Source organism: Aeromonas sp. MR7, from assembly GCF_963899385.1.
Taxonomy (GTDB): domain Bacteria; phylum Pseudomonadota; class Gammaproteobacteria; order Enterobacterales; family Aeromonadaceae; genus Aeromonas; species Aeromonas bestiarum.
Genome location: NZ_CAWQXH010000011.1, coordinates 851,537 through 870,857 on the forward strand (window position 1 = coordinate 851,537; position 19,321 = coordinate 870,857).

The window sequence follows — 19,321 nt, forward strand, 5'->3', positions numbered from 1 at the left end:
AATTACACGCCTCGCTGATCCGGACGGCTGAGCGTCTGGGTGATGTGGGTGAGTGACATGACTTCGTCCACGCCGCCATGGGCTATGGCCTCCTTGGGCATGCCAAACACCACGCAACTGCCTTCATCCTGCGCTATGGTGCGGGCCCCTGTGTCGTGCAGCTCTTTCATGCCCCGGGCACCGTCGTCCCCCATGCCGGTCATGATGATGCCGAGCGCATTGCTGCCCGCGCTCACGGCCACCGAGCGAAACAGCACGTCCACCGACGGGCAGTGGCGGGAGACCGGCGGGCCCTCTTTCACCTCGGCCAGATACTGGGTGCCGCTGCGCTGGATCAGCAGGTGCTTGCCGCCCGGGGCTATGATGGCGACGCCCGGCAGCAGGCGATCGCCGGTGGCGGCTTCCTTTACCTCCAGCTGGGAGAGGCTGTTGAGCCGCTCGGCGAAGGAGGCGGTAAAGCGGGCCGGCATGTGCTGCACTATGGCCAGCCCAGGGCAACTGGCCGGCAGGCGGGAGAGCAGGTACTCCAGCGCCTGGGTGCCGCCAGTGGAGGTGCCGAGCGCGATGATCTTCTCCGTGGTGCGAAACGAGATCCGACCGGCCGGGGGGGAGAGCATCTCATCGGCATTGTGGCGCGGGACGACCGCAATCTGATTGGTCGCGGGCAGCAGATTGCGCAGCTTGGCGCTGACGGCACCTCGTATCTCCTGGATGAAGTCGTTGGTCGACTGCTGCAGGAAGCTCTTGATGCCCACGCTGGGCTTGGTGACGATGGAGATGGCCCCCGCCGAGAGGGCCTCCAGGGTGATCATGGCGCCCTCCTCGGTCAGGGAGGAGCAGATGATGACGGGGGTCGGGCGCTCGGCCATGATCTTCTTGAGGAAAGTCAGCCCGTCCATGCGCGGCATCTCTATGTCGAGGATGATGACATCGGGCCAGCACTTCTTCATCTGCTGCATGGCGAAGATGGGGTCGAAGGCGGCGCCAATGACCTCTATGTCCGCAGCCTTGCTCAGCATCTGGGTCAGCACTTCCCGCACCAGGGCCGAGTCGTCGACGATCAATACCCGTATTGTCATGGCGCATCCTTGGCTGGCAGATGGTGATAGCGGGAAGGGGCCTCCTGCACCAGGGGAAGGTCCTGTTGGCGAATGACCTCTGAGTGCCCGACCAGCAGATAGCCACCGGGTCTCAGCAATTGGCAGAGCTGGGTCAGGACGCGGGCCTTGGTGGTGTCGTTGAAGTAGATGAGGACATTCCTGAGCAAAATCACATCGAAATTGCGCTCCTGATAATCGCCGCACGACAGCAGGTTGAGGTTGGCGAAGGCGACTTTTCTGGCGAGCGCCGGCTTGACCCGGATCTTGCCCGCGTATTCGTCGTGACCGCGCTGAAAGTAGCGCAGCCACAGATGGGGTGGCACATGGCGGGCCCGCTCGACCGAATAGATGGCGCGCCGGGCAAAGGGAATGACGCGGGTATTGATGTCGGTGCCATGAATGCTCCAGCGTTCGTTGATGCCGAGCTGCTCGGCCAGCACCATGGCGGCGGAGTAAGCCTCCTCGCCGGTGGAGCAGGCCGCTGACCAGACGCGAAGCGGCTGGCTGCGACTGGCGAGCAGCTGCTCGGCATGGTGTTTCAGCCAGCTGAAGTGCTGGGCCTCGCGAAAGAAATAGGTCTCGTTGGTCGACAGCAGATTGATGGCGAGCTGGCGTTCCAGGGGATCGAGGGGCTGGTTTATCCGCTCCCAATAGGCTTGATAGCTGGTGAGCTGCAACGCCCGCAGCCGCTTGGCGAGCCTGGATTGCACCAGCGCCCGCTTGCAGGGGGCGAGATCTATGCCCGCCGTGTTGAGGATGAAGCGTCGAAACAGATCAAATTCGCTCTGACTGAGGGTCGGGACCAGCTCTGGCGTGAACAGCGGCGCCGCCATGTTCATCCGCCTTGCTCTTGTGAGAACAGCTGGCCGGTGGCGGCCTCGGCCATGGCGCTCAGCTCTGTGATGGAGAGTGCCTTATGCATGTCGAGCAGGATGGCGAACCGCTGATCTATGGTGACCACCCCCTGAATGAAGTCGCCCCGGATGTGGGTGCCGAAGGTCGGGGCAGGCTCTATGGTGTCGGTTCGGATCTCCAGCACCTCGCACACCGCATCCAGCAGCATGCCGATCTCCTGCTCCTCCCCATTGCTGTTGGGCAGGGAGAGGATCGCGACACAGGTGGTGGGCAGCAGCGGGGTCTGATCTCTGCCAAAGCGGATGGAGAGATCGATCACCGGTACCACTGCGCCGCGCAGGTTGATGATGCCCCGCACGAAGCGCGGCATCATGGGGACCGGGGTCATGCCTTCGAACTCGATGATTTCACGGATGCAGCCTATGTCGACCCCATACAGCTCCCCCCCCAGCATGAAGGTGACGCAGTGAAAATGGGAAGCCGTGGCAGCAGGAGCAAAGGTATCTCTCATCGGCCTGCTCCTAATAGTTGGTGAACTTGCCATCGTCGATTTCCCGCTCCAGATCCTCTTCATGGAAGGGCTGCTGACGAGCTGGTCCCTTCTTCGGCTTGATGCGTCTGGCGGCGGAGTAGGTGGCACTGTGCAAGGGGTGGGGTTGGCGGTTGTTGCCCCCCCTGAGCGTGAACTGCTGCATCAGCTCCTGCAGTTGCAGGGCGGTGGAGCTGAGCTCTTCCGAGGTGGAACTGAGCTCTTCCGCCGAGGCGGCCGAGGCCTGCATGCCATCGCTTATCTGGGTCACGGCTATGTTGATCTGGGAGACGCTGGCCCGCTGCTCGCGGGAGGCGGAGGCTATCTCCTGCACCAGGGTGGCGGTCTGATCGATGCCGGGCAGCATCTCGCGCAGCAATGAACCCGCCTGCTCGGCCACGCTGACGGAGCGACCCGCCAGCTCGCCTATCTCCTTGGCGGCGGTTTGTGACCGCTCCGCCAGCTTTCTCACCTCGGCGGCGACGGTGGCAAAGCCCTTGCCGTGCTCACCGGCCCTGGCCGCCTCGATGGCGGCATTGATGGCCAGCAGATCCGTCTTGTTGGCGATGTCATTGATGACTGTGATGCGCGAGGCTATCTCCTTCATGGCGTGGACCATCTCGCCAACTGCCTTGCCACTGTCGGTGGCGCTGCTGGCGGCCTTGGTGGAGATGTTCTCGGTCACCCTGGCGTTGTCGGCATTCTGGCTCACTGTTGCCGTCATCTCCTCGACCGAGGCGCTGGTCTGCTCGACGCTGGAGGCGAGTTCGGACGACGTCTGGGAGAGGGCATTGGCGGTGGCGGCCACCTGCTCGGAGGCCGAGCCTATCGCCTCCGACATGGCACCCACCTCGTTGAGGGTATCGGAGAGGCGGTGGGCCATGCTCTTGATAGCGTAAAGCAGGCTGCTGGTGTCGTCGGCTCTGAGCAGCACAGGGGTGGAGAGATCGCCGTCGGCGACGCGGGCTACCACCTGCACCGTATAGGAAGGATCTCCTCCCAGCTGGCGCAATATGCTGCGGGTCACCAGCAGGGACAGAATGAAGCAGATAAGAAAGGCGCTGCAGGCGATGGCGATCAGGATCTGCAGATTGTCCCCATAAACGATTTTGCTGTCGGCTAATGACTGAGTGGCGAGTTTGTCATTCAGGTTGACCAGGTCGGTGAGAAGATCGTCAGCAACATTGAACGCCGGTCGCCCCTGTTCGGCCAGCATGATGGCGGCTTTCTGGTTATTGAGATTGTCCCCCGCATCGGATTGCACAGTCCGTATGATGCTGTCGGCTATGGGTTTGTAAATTGCCCATGCCTGGTCAAAGCGAGCCAACAGATCTATTTCTGGCTGGGTGAGGGAGGTCTTGCGGTACTTGTCGATCAGTTCATTCATATTGCTTTCATAGCGCAACATGTTGTTTTCATTTTCTTTTCTTGTTTTTTCGTTGTTTTCAAGCACATAGCGATAGAGGGCCCGACTCGTGTATATGGCCTGCATATTGGCGTTGGCCAGATCCTTGATGGGGACGAGCTGATTGGCATGCATGTTCTCGACCAGCGTTGCCATCTCCTTGGTGGAGGAGTAGCTGGTGAGCGTCAGCACGCCCAGCAACAACATGAGAATGGAAAACGAGAACACCAGCTTTGTTCTGACTTGCAAGTTGTGAAACCAGTCCATGGCTCTACTCCGTGAATCCTGTTAGTGACAGTATGGTCTGTGGTCAATGCCTGATGGTGTACAGGGCGTCGGCCTGCTGATGGAGCAAGTGTTGCTCCCGCCGCCACGCCAGCTGGATGAGTTGGGGCACGTCGAGGATCAGCGCCGGCTGGCCATTGCCCAGAATGGTGGAGCCGCTGACGTAACGCAGGGATTTGAACAAGTCTCCCAGCGGTTTGATCACCGCCTGCACTTCCCCTATCAGGCGATCCACCACGATACCGGCGCGGTTGTCGGCGTAATCGACCATCACCACGAACTCGGGTTCGGTCGCCGCTGGCAGGGCAAACAGTTCGCGCAGGGCGATGAAGGGAACCCACTCTCCGCGCACGTTGATCTGGCGACTCTGGCTGTGCAGGGCATCCGGCGGCAGGTCGATGCACTCGACCATCATGTCGAGGGGGATCACCAGGGAGGCGTGATCCACCTCAATCCGGAAGCCGTCTATGATGGCCAGGGTCAGGGGCAGCCTGAGCCGGAAGGTGGTGCCTGCACCCAGCCGACTCTCTATGGTGGTTTCACCGCGCAGAAAGTCCAGATTGCGCTTGACCACATCCAGCCCGACCCCGCGCCCCGAGAGATCGCTGACATCGGCGGCGGTCGAGAACCCCGGCAGGAACAGCAGCTGGAAGATCTCCTGCTCACCGAACACCTTGCCCTCCGGCACCATGCCCTGGGCGTGGGCCTTGGCGAGGATCTTGTCGCGATCTATGCCCCGGCCGTCATCGCTCACCTCCACCACAACGGCACCGGCGTCGTGGTAGGCGTTCAGGGTGATCACCCCTTGCGCCGGCTTGCCGGCCGCCAGCCGCAGTGCCTGATCTTCGAGGCCGTGATCGGCGGCATTGCGCACCAGGTGCATCAGGGGATCGGTCAGTTTCTCGACCATGGATTTGTCGATGTCGGTGTCGGCGTTGCGGATCTGCAGCTGGATCTCCTTGCCCGTCTGCTGGGAGAGTTCGTGCACCAGTCGCGGGAAACGGTTGAAGATCTCGTTGATGGGCACCATGCGCAGGGTCAGGGCATCGTCACGTATCCCCTCCACCAGGGTGTTGACGGTGGCGACTGATTCGATGAGCTCCGCATCCCCCCTGAGTCTGGCCTGCAGTGTGGTGGCCGAGGTGGCGATCACCAGCTCGCCGACCCGGTTGATCAGGCGATCCAGCTTGGCTGCCTCGATCCGGATATAGTGCCCTTCGGCGCGCAGCTGCGGCTTGGCCTGAACCAGGGGGGCGGGGATGGGGGCCGGCTCGGGCTCCGTTGGTGCCGGCGTCGTGGTGGCACTCGACAAGTCACCGCTCGCGATGCGGGCGGCTTCCGCTTCGGTCAGTGCCTGGGCGGCCACCCAGCGTTGCAGTTGGGCCGAGAGTGGTTCATCCCGCCATGCCGCCAGCCGTTGGCCCTGCTCGGCAAACAGCGCCAGATCCTGATGCGGCGTGAGCACGCTGATGAGGCTGGCGTGGGTGACAAAATCGAAGGTGCCCAGGATCCGCTCTCTGGGCTCGGCACTGAGCAGGCCTATCTCGTAGCCGAGAAAACATTCTGTGGGATCGAGCAGTTGCAGCGGTGGCCACTCGTGCCAGATCGGCTGGATGAAGTGGATCCGTCCCAGATTGGCCAGGTAGCGGATGAAGGCTAGCAGGTCGAAGCCATCCTGATACAGGGCCGGATAGAAGCGCAAGGAGAGGTGCCAGGGGCGCAGATCCTGCGAGGCAACGGGGGCCGGCGAGGGCATGGCCAGCGGCTCGCTGGGCAGGGTCTGGTGACCCTGCAACTGGGAGAGCAGGGCCAGGATCTGCTGGGTCTCGGTCTGCTGCAGTTCGGGATTGTGTTCGGCGCCCTGCAACAGATCGCGCAGTTGATCGTTGCAGGCCAGCAACAGGTTGATCAGGTGTTCATCCAGCGCTATCTCGCCGCTGCGCAGCCGCTCCAGCATGTTCTCCATGGCGTGGGCGAAGCGCACCAGCATGGTCAGCCCCAGCATGCCCGCCGAACCCTTGATGGTGTGGGCGGTGCGAAACATCAGGTTGTAGGTGTCGGGGTGGGCCGGATAGCTCTCACGATCCAGCAGGGCATGTTCCAGGTTGTCGCATTGCTCATAGGCCTCTTCGAAAAAGAGGGCGCGGGCCTTATTGATGTCCATGAACCGCCCCCTCCGAGCCAACGTCTGCCCACAACCCCAGCTCGGTCAACACCTCGTGGGCGACACACTCATCGCTCGCCAGCAGCCGCAGCCGCTTGCCCTGCTGGCTTGCTTCCTGCTGCAAGATGGCGATGAGCTGGGCGCCACAGCCGTCGAGCACCTCCAGCGGGTTCAAGTCCAGGTTCAGGTCGGCAAAGTTGAGCAGGCCGAACAGATCGTCCTGCAGATCCCCCAGCGTCATTATGCTCAGTTCACCGCTCAGGGTGGCGGTGGGGGGAGTGTGCCGGGTATCGAGTTCCAGGCTCATGACAGTCGCTCCCGGATCATGGTTGCACCACCTTGTAGACATCATCGAGCAGCTTGAGCGGCTCGAACGGCTTGGTCAGCCAGACCCGGGCGCCGGCCTCGAATCCCTCTCGCTTGATCTGGTCGGAGTCTTCCGTGGTCAGCATGATGAAGGGGAGGTAGCGGGTCGTTTGCTGCGCCTTGACCCGTCTGAGCAGCGTCATGCCATCCATGCCGGGCATGTTGAGGTCTGAAATAATGAGGTGTACGCGTTGGTTGTCCAGCTGGATGAGGGCGGCTTCGCCATCTTCTGCTTCTATCACGTCAAAACCGGCGCTGCTGAGCGTCATGGTGATGGCCGCCCTGATCCCGACGGAATCATCCACCACCAGTATGGTCTTGCCCATAAGTCATCCTCTCGACGCTACATCAGGAGTGGGCCCCAGCGCAGGGGCGAGGCCAGCTCTGGGCCTCAGTGATAATTGTTGTTCAAGAGTCTGATGTTGGAGAGATTTTTTATATTGCAACCAGACCTGGGAGACACTTGGCACTGATTGTGCAACCTCCTATGGGGGCTAGGTGTGAGGCTAGGGATGGAAACGAGGAAAAGGCTCCTGGCCGTGGTACGGTTTTGCCCGAATAAAAGGCAGTTGAATGAGCGCTGCCATGAGCACGATATTGACGGAACAACAGCTGATAATAAATATCATTGGCAAGTCTATTCTTGTTGTTTACATATATGATAACAAATAATAAAGGTATATTTTATCGGCCTCTTTCTTTTCTGGCGATCACTCATGGCTGATAACATCAGTGGCCTGGAAAATAGTGTGACAACGCTTTCATTCTGATTATTTAACATCGCGAATTAACGAATGATTTTTATGTTGTTAATTCATAAAGTTACAAAAATAACCCTTTGTGGGTATTTTGTTGGTTCGTTGCAGTGTTGGCTAACTACATGCTGCATATGGTTTTTTTAAATTAATAATGATGAGTTATATATCTGGATAATGTCCCGCAGCTTGATGGAGATCAACACGGGAGGAGAGGGGAGTCCTTAGCATTTCCGCTATTAAGCATTTATCAAACAAGTGCTCACTAACGGGAATAAGAAGAATGGTCGAGGATAATTTTTTATCGGCTCATGGAATTAATCGCCGTGACTTTATGAAATTGTGCGCCGGGATGGCCGCAACCCTGGGATTAAGCCAGAATGCCGTGGCCAAGATGGCCATGGCGCTCATCAGCCCCGAGCGGCCACCGGTGATCTGGATTGGCGCGCAGGAGTGCACGGGTTGCACCGAGTCACTGCTGCGCTCAACCCACCCCACCATAGAAAACCTGATCCTCAACACCATTTCGCTGGAGTACCACGAGGTGCTCTCGGCGGCCTTTGGCCATCAGGCGGAAGAGAACAAGCGCAACGCCATCGAGCGCTACAAGGGCAAGTATGTGCTGGTGGTGGACGGCTCCATTCCATTGAAAGATGGTGGCGTCTACTGCATGGTGGCCGGTGAACCCATAGTCGATCATATCCGCCGTGCGGCTGCCGATGCGGCTGCCGTCATCGCCATCGGTTCCTGCTCTGCCTGGGGCGGTGTGCCCGCCAGCGGTGGCAACCCGACCGGCGCCGTCAGCCTGGAGGAGGCCCTCGGCAATATCGGCACCCCCATCATCAATATTCCAGGTTGCCCGCCCAACCCCCACAACTTCCTCACCACGGTCGCCTACTACATCACCTACGGCAAGTTGCCGGCGCTGGATAGCAAGAAGCGCCCGCTGTTTGCCTATGAGCGCCTCATCCACGAGAACTGCGAGCGCCGCCCGCACTTCGATGCGGGACGCTTTGCCAAGGAGTTCGGCGACGAGGGCCACCGTCAGGGCTGGTGTCTCTACCATCTTGGCTGCAAGGGACCCGAGACCTACGGCAACTGCTCGACCCTGGAGTTCTGCGACGTGGGTGGCGGCATCTGGCCGGTGGGCATAGGCCATCCCTGCTACGGCTGCAACGAACAGGGGGTGGGTTTCAGCAAGGGGATCTTCCAGCTCGCCAAGGTCGAAAATCCGACCCCGCGGGTGGATAAACCCGACGTGGCCATTCAGGAGGGGGGACACATGTCGCCCACCGCCACCGGCCTCATCGGCGGTGCCCTCGGGGTGCTGGTCGGGGTGAGCCTGATGACGGTGCGTGAACTCGGTCGCCAGCAGAAGCGCCACGAAGCCGGGCAGCACCCATCACGGGAGGAGTGACCGTGAACAGACGCAATTTCCTCAAGTTTGCCTCCGCCAGCGCGCTGGCGGCAGGGGCCGCCGTGCCCGGCAGCGCCATGGCGGCGGCCAAGAACAAGCCGCCCATTCCCGGATCGCTCGGCATGTTGTACGACTCCACCCTCTGCGTCGGCTGTCAGGCCTGCGTGGCGGAGTGCCAGCGCCTCAACGGCAACCCGGCCAACCCGGCGGGAGAGCAGACCTGGTCCAACAACGACAAGCTGACCCCCTACACCAACAACATCATTCAGGTGTGGAAGAGCGGCACGGGTGAGCACAAGGATCAGCTGGTGGATGGCTATGCCTACATCAAGAAGCAGTGCATGCACTGCGTCGATCCCAACTGCGTCTCCGTCTGTCCGGTGCAGGCCCTTAAAAAAGATCCCAAGACCGGCATAGTCCACTACGACCCGAGCGTCTGCACCGGCTGCCGTTACTGCATGGTGGGCTGCCCGTTCGATGTGCCCAAATATGACTACGACAACCCGTTCGGGGCCATTCACAAGTGCGAGCTCTGCAACCAGCAGGGGCTTGAGCGGATTGATCAGGGCAAGCTGCCCGGTTGTGTCGAGGTGTGCCCGACCGGCGCCGTCATCTTCGGCAGCCGCGAGGATCTGATGGCCGAGGCCAGGCGCCGCCTGCTGGCGAGCCCGGGCAGCGAGTACGCCTATCCGCGCCAGACCCTTAACGCCAACGACCCTTATCTGCATGAAGTGCCGAACTACCAGCCCTACGTCTATGGCGAGAAAGAGGGCGGTGGCACCCAGGTTCTGGTGCTGGCCGGGGTGCCTTACACCAAGCTCGACATGCCCGACTTGCCGGAGCTCTCCTCAGGGGCGCGCTCGGAGCATATCCAGCACACCCTCTACAAGGGGATGGTGCTGCCCATGGTGGTGCTGACCGGCCTCTCTGTGCTCATTCGCCGCAACGCCAAGAAGCACGATCAGGCGCACCCTCATGACGAGGACCATGCGCCTGGGCAGGGCAAAGAGCCGGGTTCTGACAAGGGAGGCAAGGATCATGAGTAACCACAAGGCACATCCGCTCGGTGGCAAGCTGGTCAGCTGGCCCGTCATAGTGCTGGCGCCCTTCGTCATCCTGTGCGGCATGCTGATCCTCAAACGCCTCATCTTCGGGCTGGGCTCGGTCACTGATTTGAACGGCGGCTACCCCTGGGGTCTGTGGATCTCGTTTGATCTGCTGATCGGCACAGGGTTCGCCTGCGGCGGCTGGGCACTGGCCTGGGCCGTCTACGTGTTCAACCGGGGCGAGTATCACCCCCTGGTGCGACCGGCTCTGCTGGCGAGCCTGTTCGGCTATTCGCTGGGCGGCCTCTCCATCACAATCGATGTAGGCCGTTATTGGAACCTGCCTTACTTCTACATTCCGGGTTTCTTCAACACCTCCTCTGTGCTGTTCGAGACGGCGGTCTGCATGACCATCTATATCGGGGTGATGGCGCTGGAGTTCGCCCCCGTGCTCTTGGAGAAGTTCGGCTGGAAGACTTCCATGGCGCGGCTCAACAAGATCATGTTCTTCATCCTGGCGCTGGGGGCCCTGCTGCCCACCATGCACCAGTCCTCCATGGGATCCCTGATGATAGTGGCGGGGGAGAAGATACATCCGCTCTGGCAAAGCTACGAGCTGCTGCCGGTCTTCTCCTTGTTGACCGCCTTCATCATGGGCTTCTCCATCGTAGTGTTTGAAGGTTCTTTGGTGCAGGCGGGGCTGGCGGGGCGGGGCCCCAACGAGAAGTCGCTGTTCTACAAGCTGACCCAGGTGATCGACATCTTCCTGATCCTGTTTGTGGCGCTGCGCTTTGCCGAGATCGTCATCAACGACAAGTCGGCCTATCTCTCCGAGTTCAACCGCTACGCCGTCATGTTCTGGAGCGAGATTGCGCTGATGATATTCCCGCTGCTGGTGTTCCACTGGGACAAGAGCCGCCGCGATTCGCGCATGTTGTTCCTGGGGGCCCTCAGCATGCTGCTGGGCGCAGCCCTCTGGCGACTGGATTACTCCCTGCTCGCCTTCAACCCCGGCAATGGCTATCACTACTTCCCCTCCGCGGCGGAAGTGCTGATCTCCTTGGGCTTCGTCGCCATTGAGGTCTGTGCCTATTTGCTGCTGATCCGGCTCTTGCCGGTACTGCCATCACTTGAACGTGTTCACCAAGATTATCAGGCCCGAGGGAAAGCCAACGTATGAGCCAACGTATCACCATAGACCCCATCACCCGTATTGAGGGGCACCTGCGTATCGACTGCGAGATCGAAGGCGGCATAGTCACCAAGGCCTGGTCGTCCGGCACCATGTGGCGCGGAATGGAGGAGATCGTCAAGGGCAACGACCCGCGCGATGCCTGGATGATAGTGCAGCGCATCTGCGGGGTATGTACCTCCATTCACGCCATCGCCTCGGTGCGGGCGGTGGAGAACGCCATCGGCGCCCAGGTGCCGGTCAATGCCCAGTACATCCGCAACCTCATCATCGCGGCCCACAATATCCACGATCACATAGTCCACTTCTACCAGCTCTCCGCGCTGGACTGGGTGGACATTACGGCGGCGCTTGAGGCCAATCCGCAAAAGGCGGCGGACATCCTCAAAGGGGTGTCCACTTGGTCCCTCAACAGCGCCGAAGAGCTGACCAAGGTGCAGGACAAGATCCGCGCCCTGGTGGCGAGCGGCCAGCTCGGCATCTTTGCCAACGGCTACTGGGGTCACAAGGCCATGAAGCTGAGCCCGGAGGTGAACCTCATCGCTGTGGCCCACTACCTGCAGGCACTGGAGTGCCAGCGCGATGCCAACCGCATCGTCGCCATCCTGGGTGGCAAGACGCCCCACATCCAGAACCTGGCGGTGGGTGGGGTAGCCAACCCCATCAACCTGGATGCCCCTAGCGTGCTCAACCTGGAGCGGCTGCTCTATGTGAAGAGCTTCATCGACCGGCTCGGCGAGTTCATCGAGCAGGTCTACAAGGTGGATGCCGCCATCATAGCCGCTCACTATCCCGAGTGGCTGACGCTGGGGCAGGGGGCCAAGCATTACCTGAGCGTGCCCGAACTGCCCACCGATGCCAAGGGTGGCAGCTTCCTGATGCCGGGCGGCTACATCGAAAACGGCGATCTGGCGGGTTATCGCCCCATCGAGAGCCATCAGGATGCCTGGCTGATGGATGGCATAGCCGAGAGCAACAAGCACGCCTGGTACAAGGATGACGAGCCTCTCAAGCCCTGGGAGGGCAAGACAGAGCCCGACTACACCGGCTGGCAGGATGACGGCAAATACTCCTGGGTCAAATCCCCCACCTTCTACGGCAAGGTGGTGGAGGTGGGGCCGCTCGCAGACTTGCTGGTGAAGCTCGCCGCCAAGCACCCGGAGACGGTGACCCATTTTGATCAGCTGAACGGCATCTACAAGGCGCTGACCGGCTCTGCCATCAAGACCGAACAGCTGCACTCCACCATGGGCCGCATCATAGGCCGCGCGGTGCGCTGCTGTGTGCTCAAAGACACCCTGGCGCACCAGTGGAAGGCGCTGGTCGACAACATCGGCAAGGGGGATTTCAGCGCCTACATCAAGGCCGAGATCCCGGCGGACAAGGAGTTTCGCGGGGTGGGCTTCGAGGAGGCGCCGCGCGGCATGCTCTCCCACTGGATCGTCATCAAGGAGGGCAAGATCGCCAACTATCAGGCGGTGGTGCCGTCGACCTGGAACTCGGGTCCGCGCAACTTCAACGACGAACCCGGCCCCTACGAGCAGGCGCTGGTGGGCACGCCGGTGGCGGATCCCGCCAAACCGCTGGAGGTGGTGCGCACCATCCACTCGTTCGATCCCTGCATGTCCTGCGCGGTGCACGTGGTGGATACCCAGAATGGTGAAGTGACCCAGGTTAAGGTGCTGTGATGAACACCTTGATCCTGGGGGTCGGCAACCTCTTGCTGAGTGACGAGGCGGTCGGGGTGCGTCTCGTCGAGGCGCTGGGGCGCGAATACCGTTTCGCCCCCGGCATCGAGCTGCTGGACGGCGGTACCGCCGGCATGGAGCTGCTCGAAGCCATGGCCAGCCGTGACCACATCATACTGGCGGATGCGGTGCGCAGCGGCAATCCGCCGGGCACTGTGGTGACCCTGCAGGGCGAGGAGATCCCGACCCTGTTTGGCCGCAAGATCTCCCCGCACCAGCTGGGGCTGGCGGACGTGCTCTCGGCGCTGCACATGACGGGGGAGTCGCCAAAGCGGCTCACCCTGATAGGGGTGGAGCCCGAGTCGCTGGAACCCCGCATCGGCCTCACCCCGCGAGTGGCGGCGGCCATGGGGGAGGCGAAGGATAGGATCTTGACCCTGCTGGCCAGCGTCGGCGCCCCCGCCATTGCGCTTTCCGAACAGGAAAAGGCAAAACAGGAGCAGGAGGGCCTATGGCGCAGTCCCATTTGAGCGAGGCTGATGCCGTCCAGGAAAGCGTGCAGGAGTTCATCGGTTTTGCCACCAATCCCGCACCCCTGCTGGTGGCCCAGTATGAACGGATCGCCCGGGAGCAGATGCAGGGGTTGCCCTTCTATCACGCCACCATGCCCATAGTGGCCGAGTGCGTGTTGTTTGAAGAGCAGTGGCTCGGCTGCGTGCTCACCCCCTGGATGCTGAGCCTGGTGGTGCTGCCGGGGCCGGATCAACTGTGGCCCGTGCGCAGCAGCAGTGATCGGCTCGCCCTGCAGCTCCCCTGCGGCAACATGACCTTCATGGTGGGTGAACTGCCCGAGACGGGGCAGTTGCTGGCCTGCTCCCTGATGTCGCCGCTCGATCCCCATCTCGGGGCCGATGAGGGGCGCTCACTGGTGAGCAGCACCCTCAAGATGCTGCACTCCTTGCCGGTGCAGCAAGGCGCCGCCGGTGTGGATCTGGGGCGCAGACGGCTGTTTGGTGCCCGTCGTGGCCAACCGGCATAGCCGCTAGGTTTCACGCGAAATCAAGTTTAGAATAGGGGCCCGTTTTGGCCCCTCACTCGCTTCTTCGTCTGGCGTTTTTCTTCGAGGTGAGTGGTACAAACGAACAAGGAATCTTATGACCATTCAATGCCATGGCCGCCGCAAGGGTGTGCCTGTCGTCGCGGCCACCCTGCTGGCCCTGCTCTCGGGCGGACTCTCTCATTCGGCACTGGCAGCCCAGCCGGTTCCTGCCGAACTCAAGCTCGCCATCGGCGCCGAGCCTACCGAAGGGTTTGACCCCCTGCTTGGCTGGAGTCACGGCAGCTACCTACTGCTGCACAGCCCGCTGCTCAAGCAGAACGCAGACCTCAGTTGGCAGAATGTGCTCACCCAATCTGTGACCCCGAACAAGGATGGCAAGGGGTGGCTCATCCGCCTCAAGCCGGATTTGAAATTCTCCAACGGCGCACCGCTTACCGCCGAGGATGTGGCCTTTACCTACAAGAGCGCAGCCAGGGGTGGCGGCAAGATCGACATGGGCAACTTTGTCTCGGCCAAGGTGCTCTCGCCCACCGAGGTGGCCATCACCCTGAGTGCCCCCCAGAGCACCTTCGTCAACGTGCTGGGATCTTTGGGGATAGTGTCGAAGAAGGATTACGACGCAAAAGCATATGCCCAAAAGCCGGTCGGTGCCGGCCCTTACCGGTTGGTGAGCTTCCTGCCCGGTCAACAGCTGGTGGTAGAGGCGAACCCCCATTACGCCGGCGGCAACAATGACTTCAAACGGCTGGTGTTTGTCTTTATCGACGAAGAGAGCGCCTATGCCGCCGCCCAGAGCAGCCAGCTCGATCTGGTGCGCATCCCCCCGTCGCTGGCGCCCACAGTCCCTGCCTCCCTCAAGCTCTGGGTGCGGCCGAGCGTGGAGAACCGCGGCATCGTCTTCCCCATTCCGCCAGCGGGCGGCAAGGATGCCAAGGGTTATGCCATCGGCAACGACGTGACCTCGGACGTAGCGGTGCGCCGCGCCATCAACTACGCCATCGATCGCAAGCTGCTGGCCGATCAACTGCTGGAAGGACACGCCATCCCCGCTTACAGCGCGGTGGAAGGCTTGCCCTGGCAAAGCAAATCTACCGCCTTCAAGGATGGCGATGCCGCCCATGCCAACGATCTGCTCGACAAGGCCGGCTGGAAGAGGGGCAGTGACGGCATTCGCCACAAGGGCTCCCTGCGCGCGGCCTTCACCCTCTGGTACACCAGTGGCGACAGCACCCGCCGGGATCTGGCGGAAGCGGTGCGGGCCATGCTCAAACCCATAGGTCTGGAGGTGAGCCTCAAGTCCGGCAGCTGGGAGCAGGTGGAGCGTGAGATGCACGCCAATCCGGTGCTGATGGGGTGGGGGAGTCTGGATCCCATGGAGCTCTATCACCACTACCAGAGCGGCGCCGGTGGCGTTGAGTTCTACAACCCCGGCTACTACAGCAACCCTGTGGTGGATGGCCATCTCAAGCAGGCGCTGGATGCCCCGAACTGGCAGGCGGCCGTGCCCTTCTGGCAGCAGGTGGAGTGGGATGGCAAGACAGGCGCCGGAGTGCAGGGGGATGCCGCCTGGGCTTGGCTGCTCAATGTGCAGCACACCTATCTCGCCAACCGCTGCATCGATCTTGGCAAGGGGGCGCCGGAGATCCACGGTAGCTGGTCTTTGCTCAACAACCTCTCTGACTGGCGGTGGACGTGCCGCTAAGTTCGCCCTTGAGCACGTCAGGTTACATCTTGCTAAAAGCCCTGCTGCGTCTGGCAGGGCTCTTGTGTCTGGTCTCCGTCGCCACCTTTGTGCTGCTCAGCTACTCCCCCATAGATCCCATCAAGGCCTATATCGGCAACGATCTGCTCCATGTTCCCCCGGAGCAGTACGCCCGCATTGCCGCCCGCTGGGGGCTGGATCAGCCGCTGTGGCTGCGCTACTGGCACTGGTTCGGCCAGGTGCTGCAGGGGGATCTCGGCTACTCCATGCTCTACAACGCGCCTGTGGCTCAGGTGATAGGCAGCCGCTTTGCCGCCTCCTTCCTGCTGCTGGCTGGCGCCTGGCTGCTCTCCGGCTCTTTCGGCATCCTGCTTGGGCTCTGCGCCGGTCGCTATCTCAACCGCTGGCCCGATCGCCTTATCTGCCGCCTTGCTTACTTGCTCGCCTCCCTGCCCACCTTCTGGGTCGGCCTCTTGCTGCTCGCCCTGTTTGCGGTGCACTGGCCGCTGCTGCCGGTCTGCTGCGCCTGGACGCCGGGCCTCTCTGCCGATGAGGTGGACTGGCTGATGCGATTGCGCCATCTGCTGCTGCCGGTGACCACGCTGGCACTGCTCGGGGTGGGCAACATCGCCCTGCATACCCGGGGGCGGGTGGCCGAGGTGCTGGCGAGCGACTTTATCCGCTACGCCCGCGCCCAGGGGGATGGCGGCTGGCCCATGCTGCGTTTTCACGTGCTGCGCCACGCCATGACCCCGGCGCTCTGTCTGCAGTTTGCCTCCCTTGGCGAGCTGATTGGCGGATCGCTTTTGGCAGAGAAGGTCTTCTCCTATCCGGGGCTCGGGCAGGCGACCGTGGATGCGGGGCTGAGGGGGGATATCCCCCTGCTGATGGGCATAGTGCTCTTCTGCACCCTGCTGGTCTTTATTGGCAACACTGTGGCCAGTTTGCTGCTGGCCCGCATCAACCGGGGTTGGGAGGGTGAGCATGCTGTTTAATCCGCTCCCCTCAATGTTGCGTCTGGGCTTTGCCCTGATCGGATTGGCGCTGCTGGCCGTCTACGGCTGGAGCCTCTCTCATCAGGATGTGCCCATGGATCTGCTGGCGCGCCAGCAGCCGCCCTCGCTGGCACACTGGTTCGGTACCGACCAGATGGGGCGGGATCTCTGGTTGCGGGCATTTCAAGGCACCCTCACCAGTCTGGAGCTGGGTATCAGCACGGCCCTGTGCAGCGGCCTGCTGGCCATGGTGGCGGCCAGTGTCTCGCTCATCCACACCAGATGCGATGTGGCGGTGCGGCTCGTGATCGACGCCATGCTGGCGCTACCCCATATGCTGCTGCTGATCCTGATCTGCTTTACCGTGGGGGGTGGCATGCGCGGGGTGATCCTGGCGGTGGCGCTCACCCACTGGCCCAAGCTGGCGCTCATTCTCTGCGCGGAGGCGCGGCGGATCGCCTGCAGCGACTACGTGGTGCTGGCCCGCTGTCAGGGGATGGGGGCGCTGCGGCGCTGGCGCACCCACCTGCTGCCTGGGCTCTTGCCCCAGTGGTTTATCGGCACCTTGCTGATGTTTCCCCATGCGGTGCTGCACAGCGCCGCCTTGAGCTTTCTCGGCTTTGGTCTGGCGGCCCATGAGGCCTCCCTTGGCCTGCTGCTGGCCGATGCCTTGCGTTATCTGGCCGGTGGCGGCTGGTGGCTGGCCCTCTTCCCCGGCCTGATGTTGCTGCTGCTGGTGTTGCTGTTTGATCAGGCTACCCGCGCCCTGCAGCAGCTCTGGTTTGGGGGTGAGCCATGCTGATATTTGAAACCGCCATCTGGCGTCAGCACAGTCTGGCTGGCGCTCTTCTTCAGTTTCATTATGTTGTCGCTGGCGCTGCTATTCGATCAGGTTACTCGCGCGCCCTGCAACAGCTGCTGTGGCACAGGAGTGAAGCATGCTGAGTTTTGACCATGTGACCATAGAGGCGGCCCACTACTCCTGGCTGGGGCGGCGTAGCTGGCAGCCTTTGCTGACCGATATCAGCCTGCAACTGGCGCCGGGGGAGATAGTGGCGCTGGTGGGGGGGAGCGGCGAGGGCAAGAGCCTGCTGCTGCAAAGCGCCTTGACCCTGCTGCCGGACAACCTGCGGATGCGCGGTGCCATTTCCCTCGATGGCACGCCCCTGTGCGACGCCAGCCGGGCCCGTCTGCGCGGCCACACCCTCTGCTATGTGCCGCAGGGGGTAAGCGCCCTCAATCCGCTGCTGACGGTGGAGCGCCAGCTGGGCCGGGCGGCGCGCCTCTGCGGCCAGAACGGTTCCCGCGAGCGACTCGGCGAGCAGCTGTTGCGCTACCAATTGCCCGCCACCACCCTGGACAGCTATCCGCGCCAGCTCTCCGGCGGCATGGCCAAGCGCATTCTGGCCTGCACCGCGGCGCTCGGCGGTGCCCGCTATATTCTGGCGGACGAGATCACCGCCTGGCTCGACGAGGGGCTGGCCTGTCTGCTGCTCAGCCAATTGCGCGAATTGGCCAATCAGGGCAGCGGCATCCTCTGGGTGACCCACGATTTGGCGCTGGCGGCCCGCTTTGCCGATCGCATAGTCGCGCTGCATCAGGGCAAGGTGAGCGATACCCTGAGCAGCCACCACCTGCGGCAGGGGCAGGGAAGCGAGATGCTCCGTGCCCACTGGCAGGCGCTGCCGGAGTTCAACGCGCTCTTCTCTGCGCCGGAGGTCTCCTGATGTTCGCGTCTCTTAAACAGGCAGCTTGCTGCGCGGCAAATATGCAATGGCGGGGATTCAATCTCAGGGCTCGCAATAACGCCGTTCACCCTTTGTTACCCCGGAGGTCTGCTGATGTTTGAAGTACGGGATCTCACCATTGCCCAGGGGGAACGCCCTCTCTGGCAGGGGCTGTCACTGGCGGTGAAGGCGGGCGAGCGGCTGGGGATGTCTGCCCCGAGCGGTTATGGCAAGACCACGCTGGGGCGGGTATTGGCGGGCTGGCAACCGGTTCGGGCAGGTGGGCAGATCCTGCTGGATGGTCAGCCTTTGCCGGAGCAGGTAAAAGGCTACAACCCCATCCAGCTGGTGCCCCAGCACCCGGAACTCACCTTCAATCCCTATCGCACCACAGGGCAGGCGCTGTGGGATGTATGGCGCCCCTATGACGCCATGCTGGCCCGCTTTATGGTCAAGCCCGAGTGGCTTGAGCGCAAGCCGGGTCAGCTCTCCGGTGGCGAGTTGGCCCGCATCGCGCTGCTGCGCGCCCTCGATCCCCGCACCCGGTTGCTTGTCGCCGACGAGGTGACCGCCCAGCTGGATCCGCAAATTCAACGCCAGCTCTGGCAGGAGCTGATGCGTGAGTGCGAGTCGCGCGGGCTCGGCATGCTTGTCTTCAGTCACCAGCAGGCGCTGCTGCGCCAGATCTGCCACCGGGTGCTGCGCTTTGGTGAGGCGCAGACCGAATCTGGGGAGCTGACCGAAAGTGCAGCTTGATAGTTGGTTCCCCCTCATCCCCAACCCTTCTCCCGCAAGGGGAGAAGGGAGCAAATATGCGGTTCACCAGCAAGATGTACCTCGGCGTATCTGGATACTGGCAGGGCATTATCGGTGTCCACTCATCGGTTCCCTCTCCCTGGGGAGAGGGCCAGGGTGAGGGGACGCGAGTGTGAGGCGCTGGCCATTCTGGACAGATCGTACGGCTGGCAAGGTTCGCAGATAAAGAGAGGGAGGCATCAGCCTCCCTCTTTTGTTATCCACCGTTAGCAACGGCGT

The 19,321-nt window shown here is 62.0% G+C and carries 18 protein-coding genes; 11 read left to right on the forward strand and 7 right to left on the reverse strand.

From position 1 onward, the window contains the following. Positions 1-2: 2 nt before the first annotated feature. Genes AACW87_RS08910 through AACW87_RS08940 form a run of 7 tightly spaced genes read right to left on the reverse strand, consistent with a single transcriptional unit; the run spans position 3 to position 7,030 of the window. The gene (locus tag AACW87_RS08910) at positions 3-1,079 is read right to left on the reverse strand and encodes a protein-glutamate methylesterase/protein-glutamine glutaminase (RefSeq protein WP_241324757.1); all 1,077 of its coding nucleotides are present in this window, start codon (positions 1,077-1,079) and stop codon (positions 3-5) included. Continuing rightward, the gene (locus tag AACW87_RS08915) at positions 1,076-1,939 is read right to left on the reverse strand and encodes a CheR family methyltransferase (protein WP_241324758.1); all 864 of its coding nucleotides are present in this window, start codon (positions 1,937-1,939) and stop codon (positions 1,076-1,078) included. The genes AACW87_RS08910 and AACW87_RS08915 overlap by 4 nt, the downstream gene beginning before the upstream one ends. Further along, positions 1,936-2,466 (reverse strand): chemotaxis protein CheW, encoded by a 531-nt coding sequence (locus tag AACW87_RS08920; protein ID WP_098984283.1) that lies wholly within the window; start codon positions 2,464-2,466, stop codon positions 1,936-1,938. The genes AACW87_RS08915 and AACW87_RS08920 overlap by 4 nt, the downstream gene beginning before the upstream one ends. A gap of 10 nt (positions 2,467-2,476) precedes the next feature. Then, entirely contained in the window at positions 2,477-4,156 is a 1,680-nt protein-coding gene (locus AACW87_RS08925) for a methyl-accepting chemotaxis protein (RefSeq protein WP_241324759.1), read from the reverse strand. Positions 4,157-4,199: 43 nt separating this feature from the next. Next, positions 4,200-6,338 carry a chemotaxis protein CheA gene (locus AACW87_RS08930; protein ID WP_241324760.1) on the reverse strand — a complete coding sequence of 713 codons (2,139 nt, stop codon included), beginning with the start codon at positions 6,336-6,338 and terminating at the stop codon, positions 4,200-4,202. Beyond that, positions 6,325-6,645, reverse strand: coding sequence for an STAS domain-containing protein (locus tag AACW87_RS08935; RefSeq protein WP_103472369.1), 321 nt, complete (start codon positions 6,643-6,645; stop codon positions 6,325-6,327). The genes AACW87_RS08930 and AACW87_RS08935 overlap by 14 nt, the downstream gene beginning before the upstream one ends. Before the next feature lie 16 nt (positions 6,646-6,661). After that, positions 6,662-7,030: a response regulator gene (locus AACW87_RS08940; protein WP_043136600.1), complete on the reverse strand. Its 369-nt coding sequence runs from the start codon at positions 7,028-7,030 to the stop codon at positions 6,662-6,664. Positions 7,031-7,742: 712 nt separating this feature from the next. Here AACW87_RS08940 and hybO point away from each other — a divergent pair. The 11 genes from hybO to AACW87_RS08995 all read left to right on the forward strand — a co-directional run bounded on the left by hybO (position 7,743) and on the right by AACW87_RS08995 (position 19,042). Beyond that, the gene (gene hybO / locus AACW87_RS08945; RefSeq protein WP_241324761.1) at positions 7,743-8,876 is read left to right on the forward strand and encodes a hydrogenase 2 small subunit; all 1,134 of its coding nucleotides are present in this window, start codon (positions 7,743-7,745) and stop codon (positions 8,874-8,876) included. A gap of 2 nt (positions 8,877-8,878) precedes the next feature. After that, entirely contained in the window at positions 8,879-9,922 is a 1,044-nt protein-coding gene (gene hybA / locus AACW87_RS08950) for a hydrogenase 2 operon protein HybA (RefSeq protein WP_241324762.1), read from the forward strand. Further along, positions 9,915-11,102, forward strand: coding sequence for a Ni/Fe-hydrogenase cytochrome b subunit (gene hybB, locus AACW87_RS08955; protein ID WP_042871392.1), 1,188 nt, complete (start codon positions 9,915-9,917; stop codon positions 11,100-11,102). Before hybA ends, hybB begins: the two co-directional genes overlap by 8 nt. Continuing rightward, positions 11,099-12,802 carry a hydrogenase 2 large subunit gene (gene hybC / locus AACW87_RS08960; RefSeq protein WP_241324763.1) on the forward strand — a complete coding sequence of 568 codons (1,704 nt, stop codon included), beginning with the start codon at positions 11,099-11,101 and terminating at the stop codon, positions 12,800-12,802. Before hybB ends, hybC begins: the two co-directional genes overlap by 4 nt. After that, positions 12,802-13,332: a HyaD/HybD family hydrogenase maturation endopeptidase gene (locus AACW87_RS08965; protein WP_098984275.1), complete on the forward strand. Its 531-nt coding sequence runs from the start codon at positions 12,802-12,804 to the stop codon at positions 13,330-13,332. Before hybC ends, AACW87_RS08965 begins: the two co-directional genes overlap by 1 nt. Further along, positions 13,314-13,841: a hydrogenase-2 assembly chaperone gene (gene hybE, locus AACW87_RS08970; protein ID WP_241324764.1), complete on the forward strand. Its 528-nt coding sequence runs from the start codon at positions 13,314-13,316 to the stop codon at positions 13,839-13,841. The genes AACW87_RS08965 and hybE overlap by 19 nt, the downstream gene beginning before the upstream one ends. A gap of 115 nt (positions 13,842-13,956) precedes the next feature. Then, entirely contained in the window at positions 13,957-15,564 is a 1,608-nt protein-coding gene (locus tag AACW87_RS08975) for an ABC transporter substrate-binding protein (RefSeq protein ID WP_241324765.1), read from the forward strand. Further along, positions 15,549-16,559, forward strand: a complete 1,011-nt coding sequence (locus tag AACW87_RS08980; RefSeq protein ID WP_241324766.1) for an ABC transporter permease — start codon at positions 15,549-15,551, stop codon at positions 16,557-16,559. Before AACW87_RS08975 ends, AACW87_RS08980 begins: the two co-directional genes overlap by 16 nt. Beyond that, positions 16,549-17,361, forward strand: a complete 813-nt coding sequence (locus AACW87_RS08985) for an ABC transporter permease (protein WP_241324767.1) — start codon at positions 16,549-16,551, stop codon at positions 17,359-17,361. The genes AACW87_RS08980 and AACW87_RS08985 overlap by 11 nt, the downstream gene beginning before the upstream one ends. A gap of 136 nt (positions 17,362-17,497) precedes the next feature. Continuing rightward, entirely contained in the window at positions 17,498-18,286 is a 789-nt protein-coding gene (locus AACW87_RS08990; RefSeq protein WP_241324768.1) for an ATP-binding cassette domain-containing protein, read from the forward strand. 114 nt (positions 18,287-18,400) lie between these two features. Next, positions 18,401-19,042 (forward strand): ATP-binding cassette domain-containing protein, encoded by a 642-nt coding sequence (locus tag AACW87_RS08995; RefSeq protein ID WP_241324769.1) that lies wholly within the window; start codon positions 18,401-18,403, stop codon positions 19,040-19,042. Positions 19,043-19,321 lie beyond the last annotated feature (279 nt).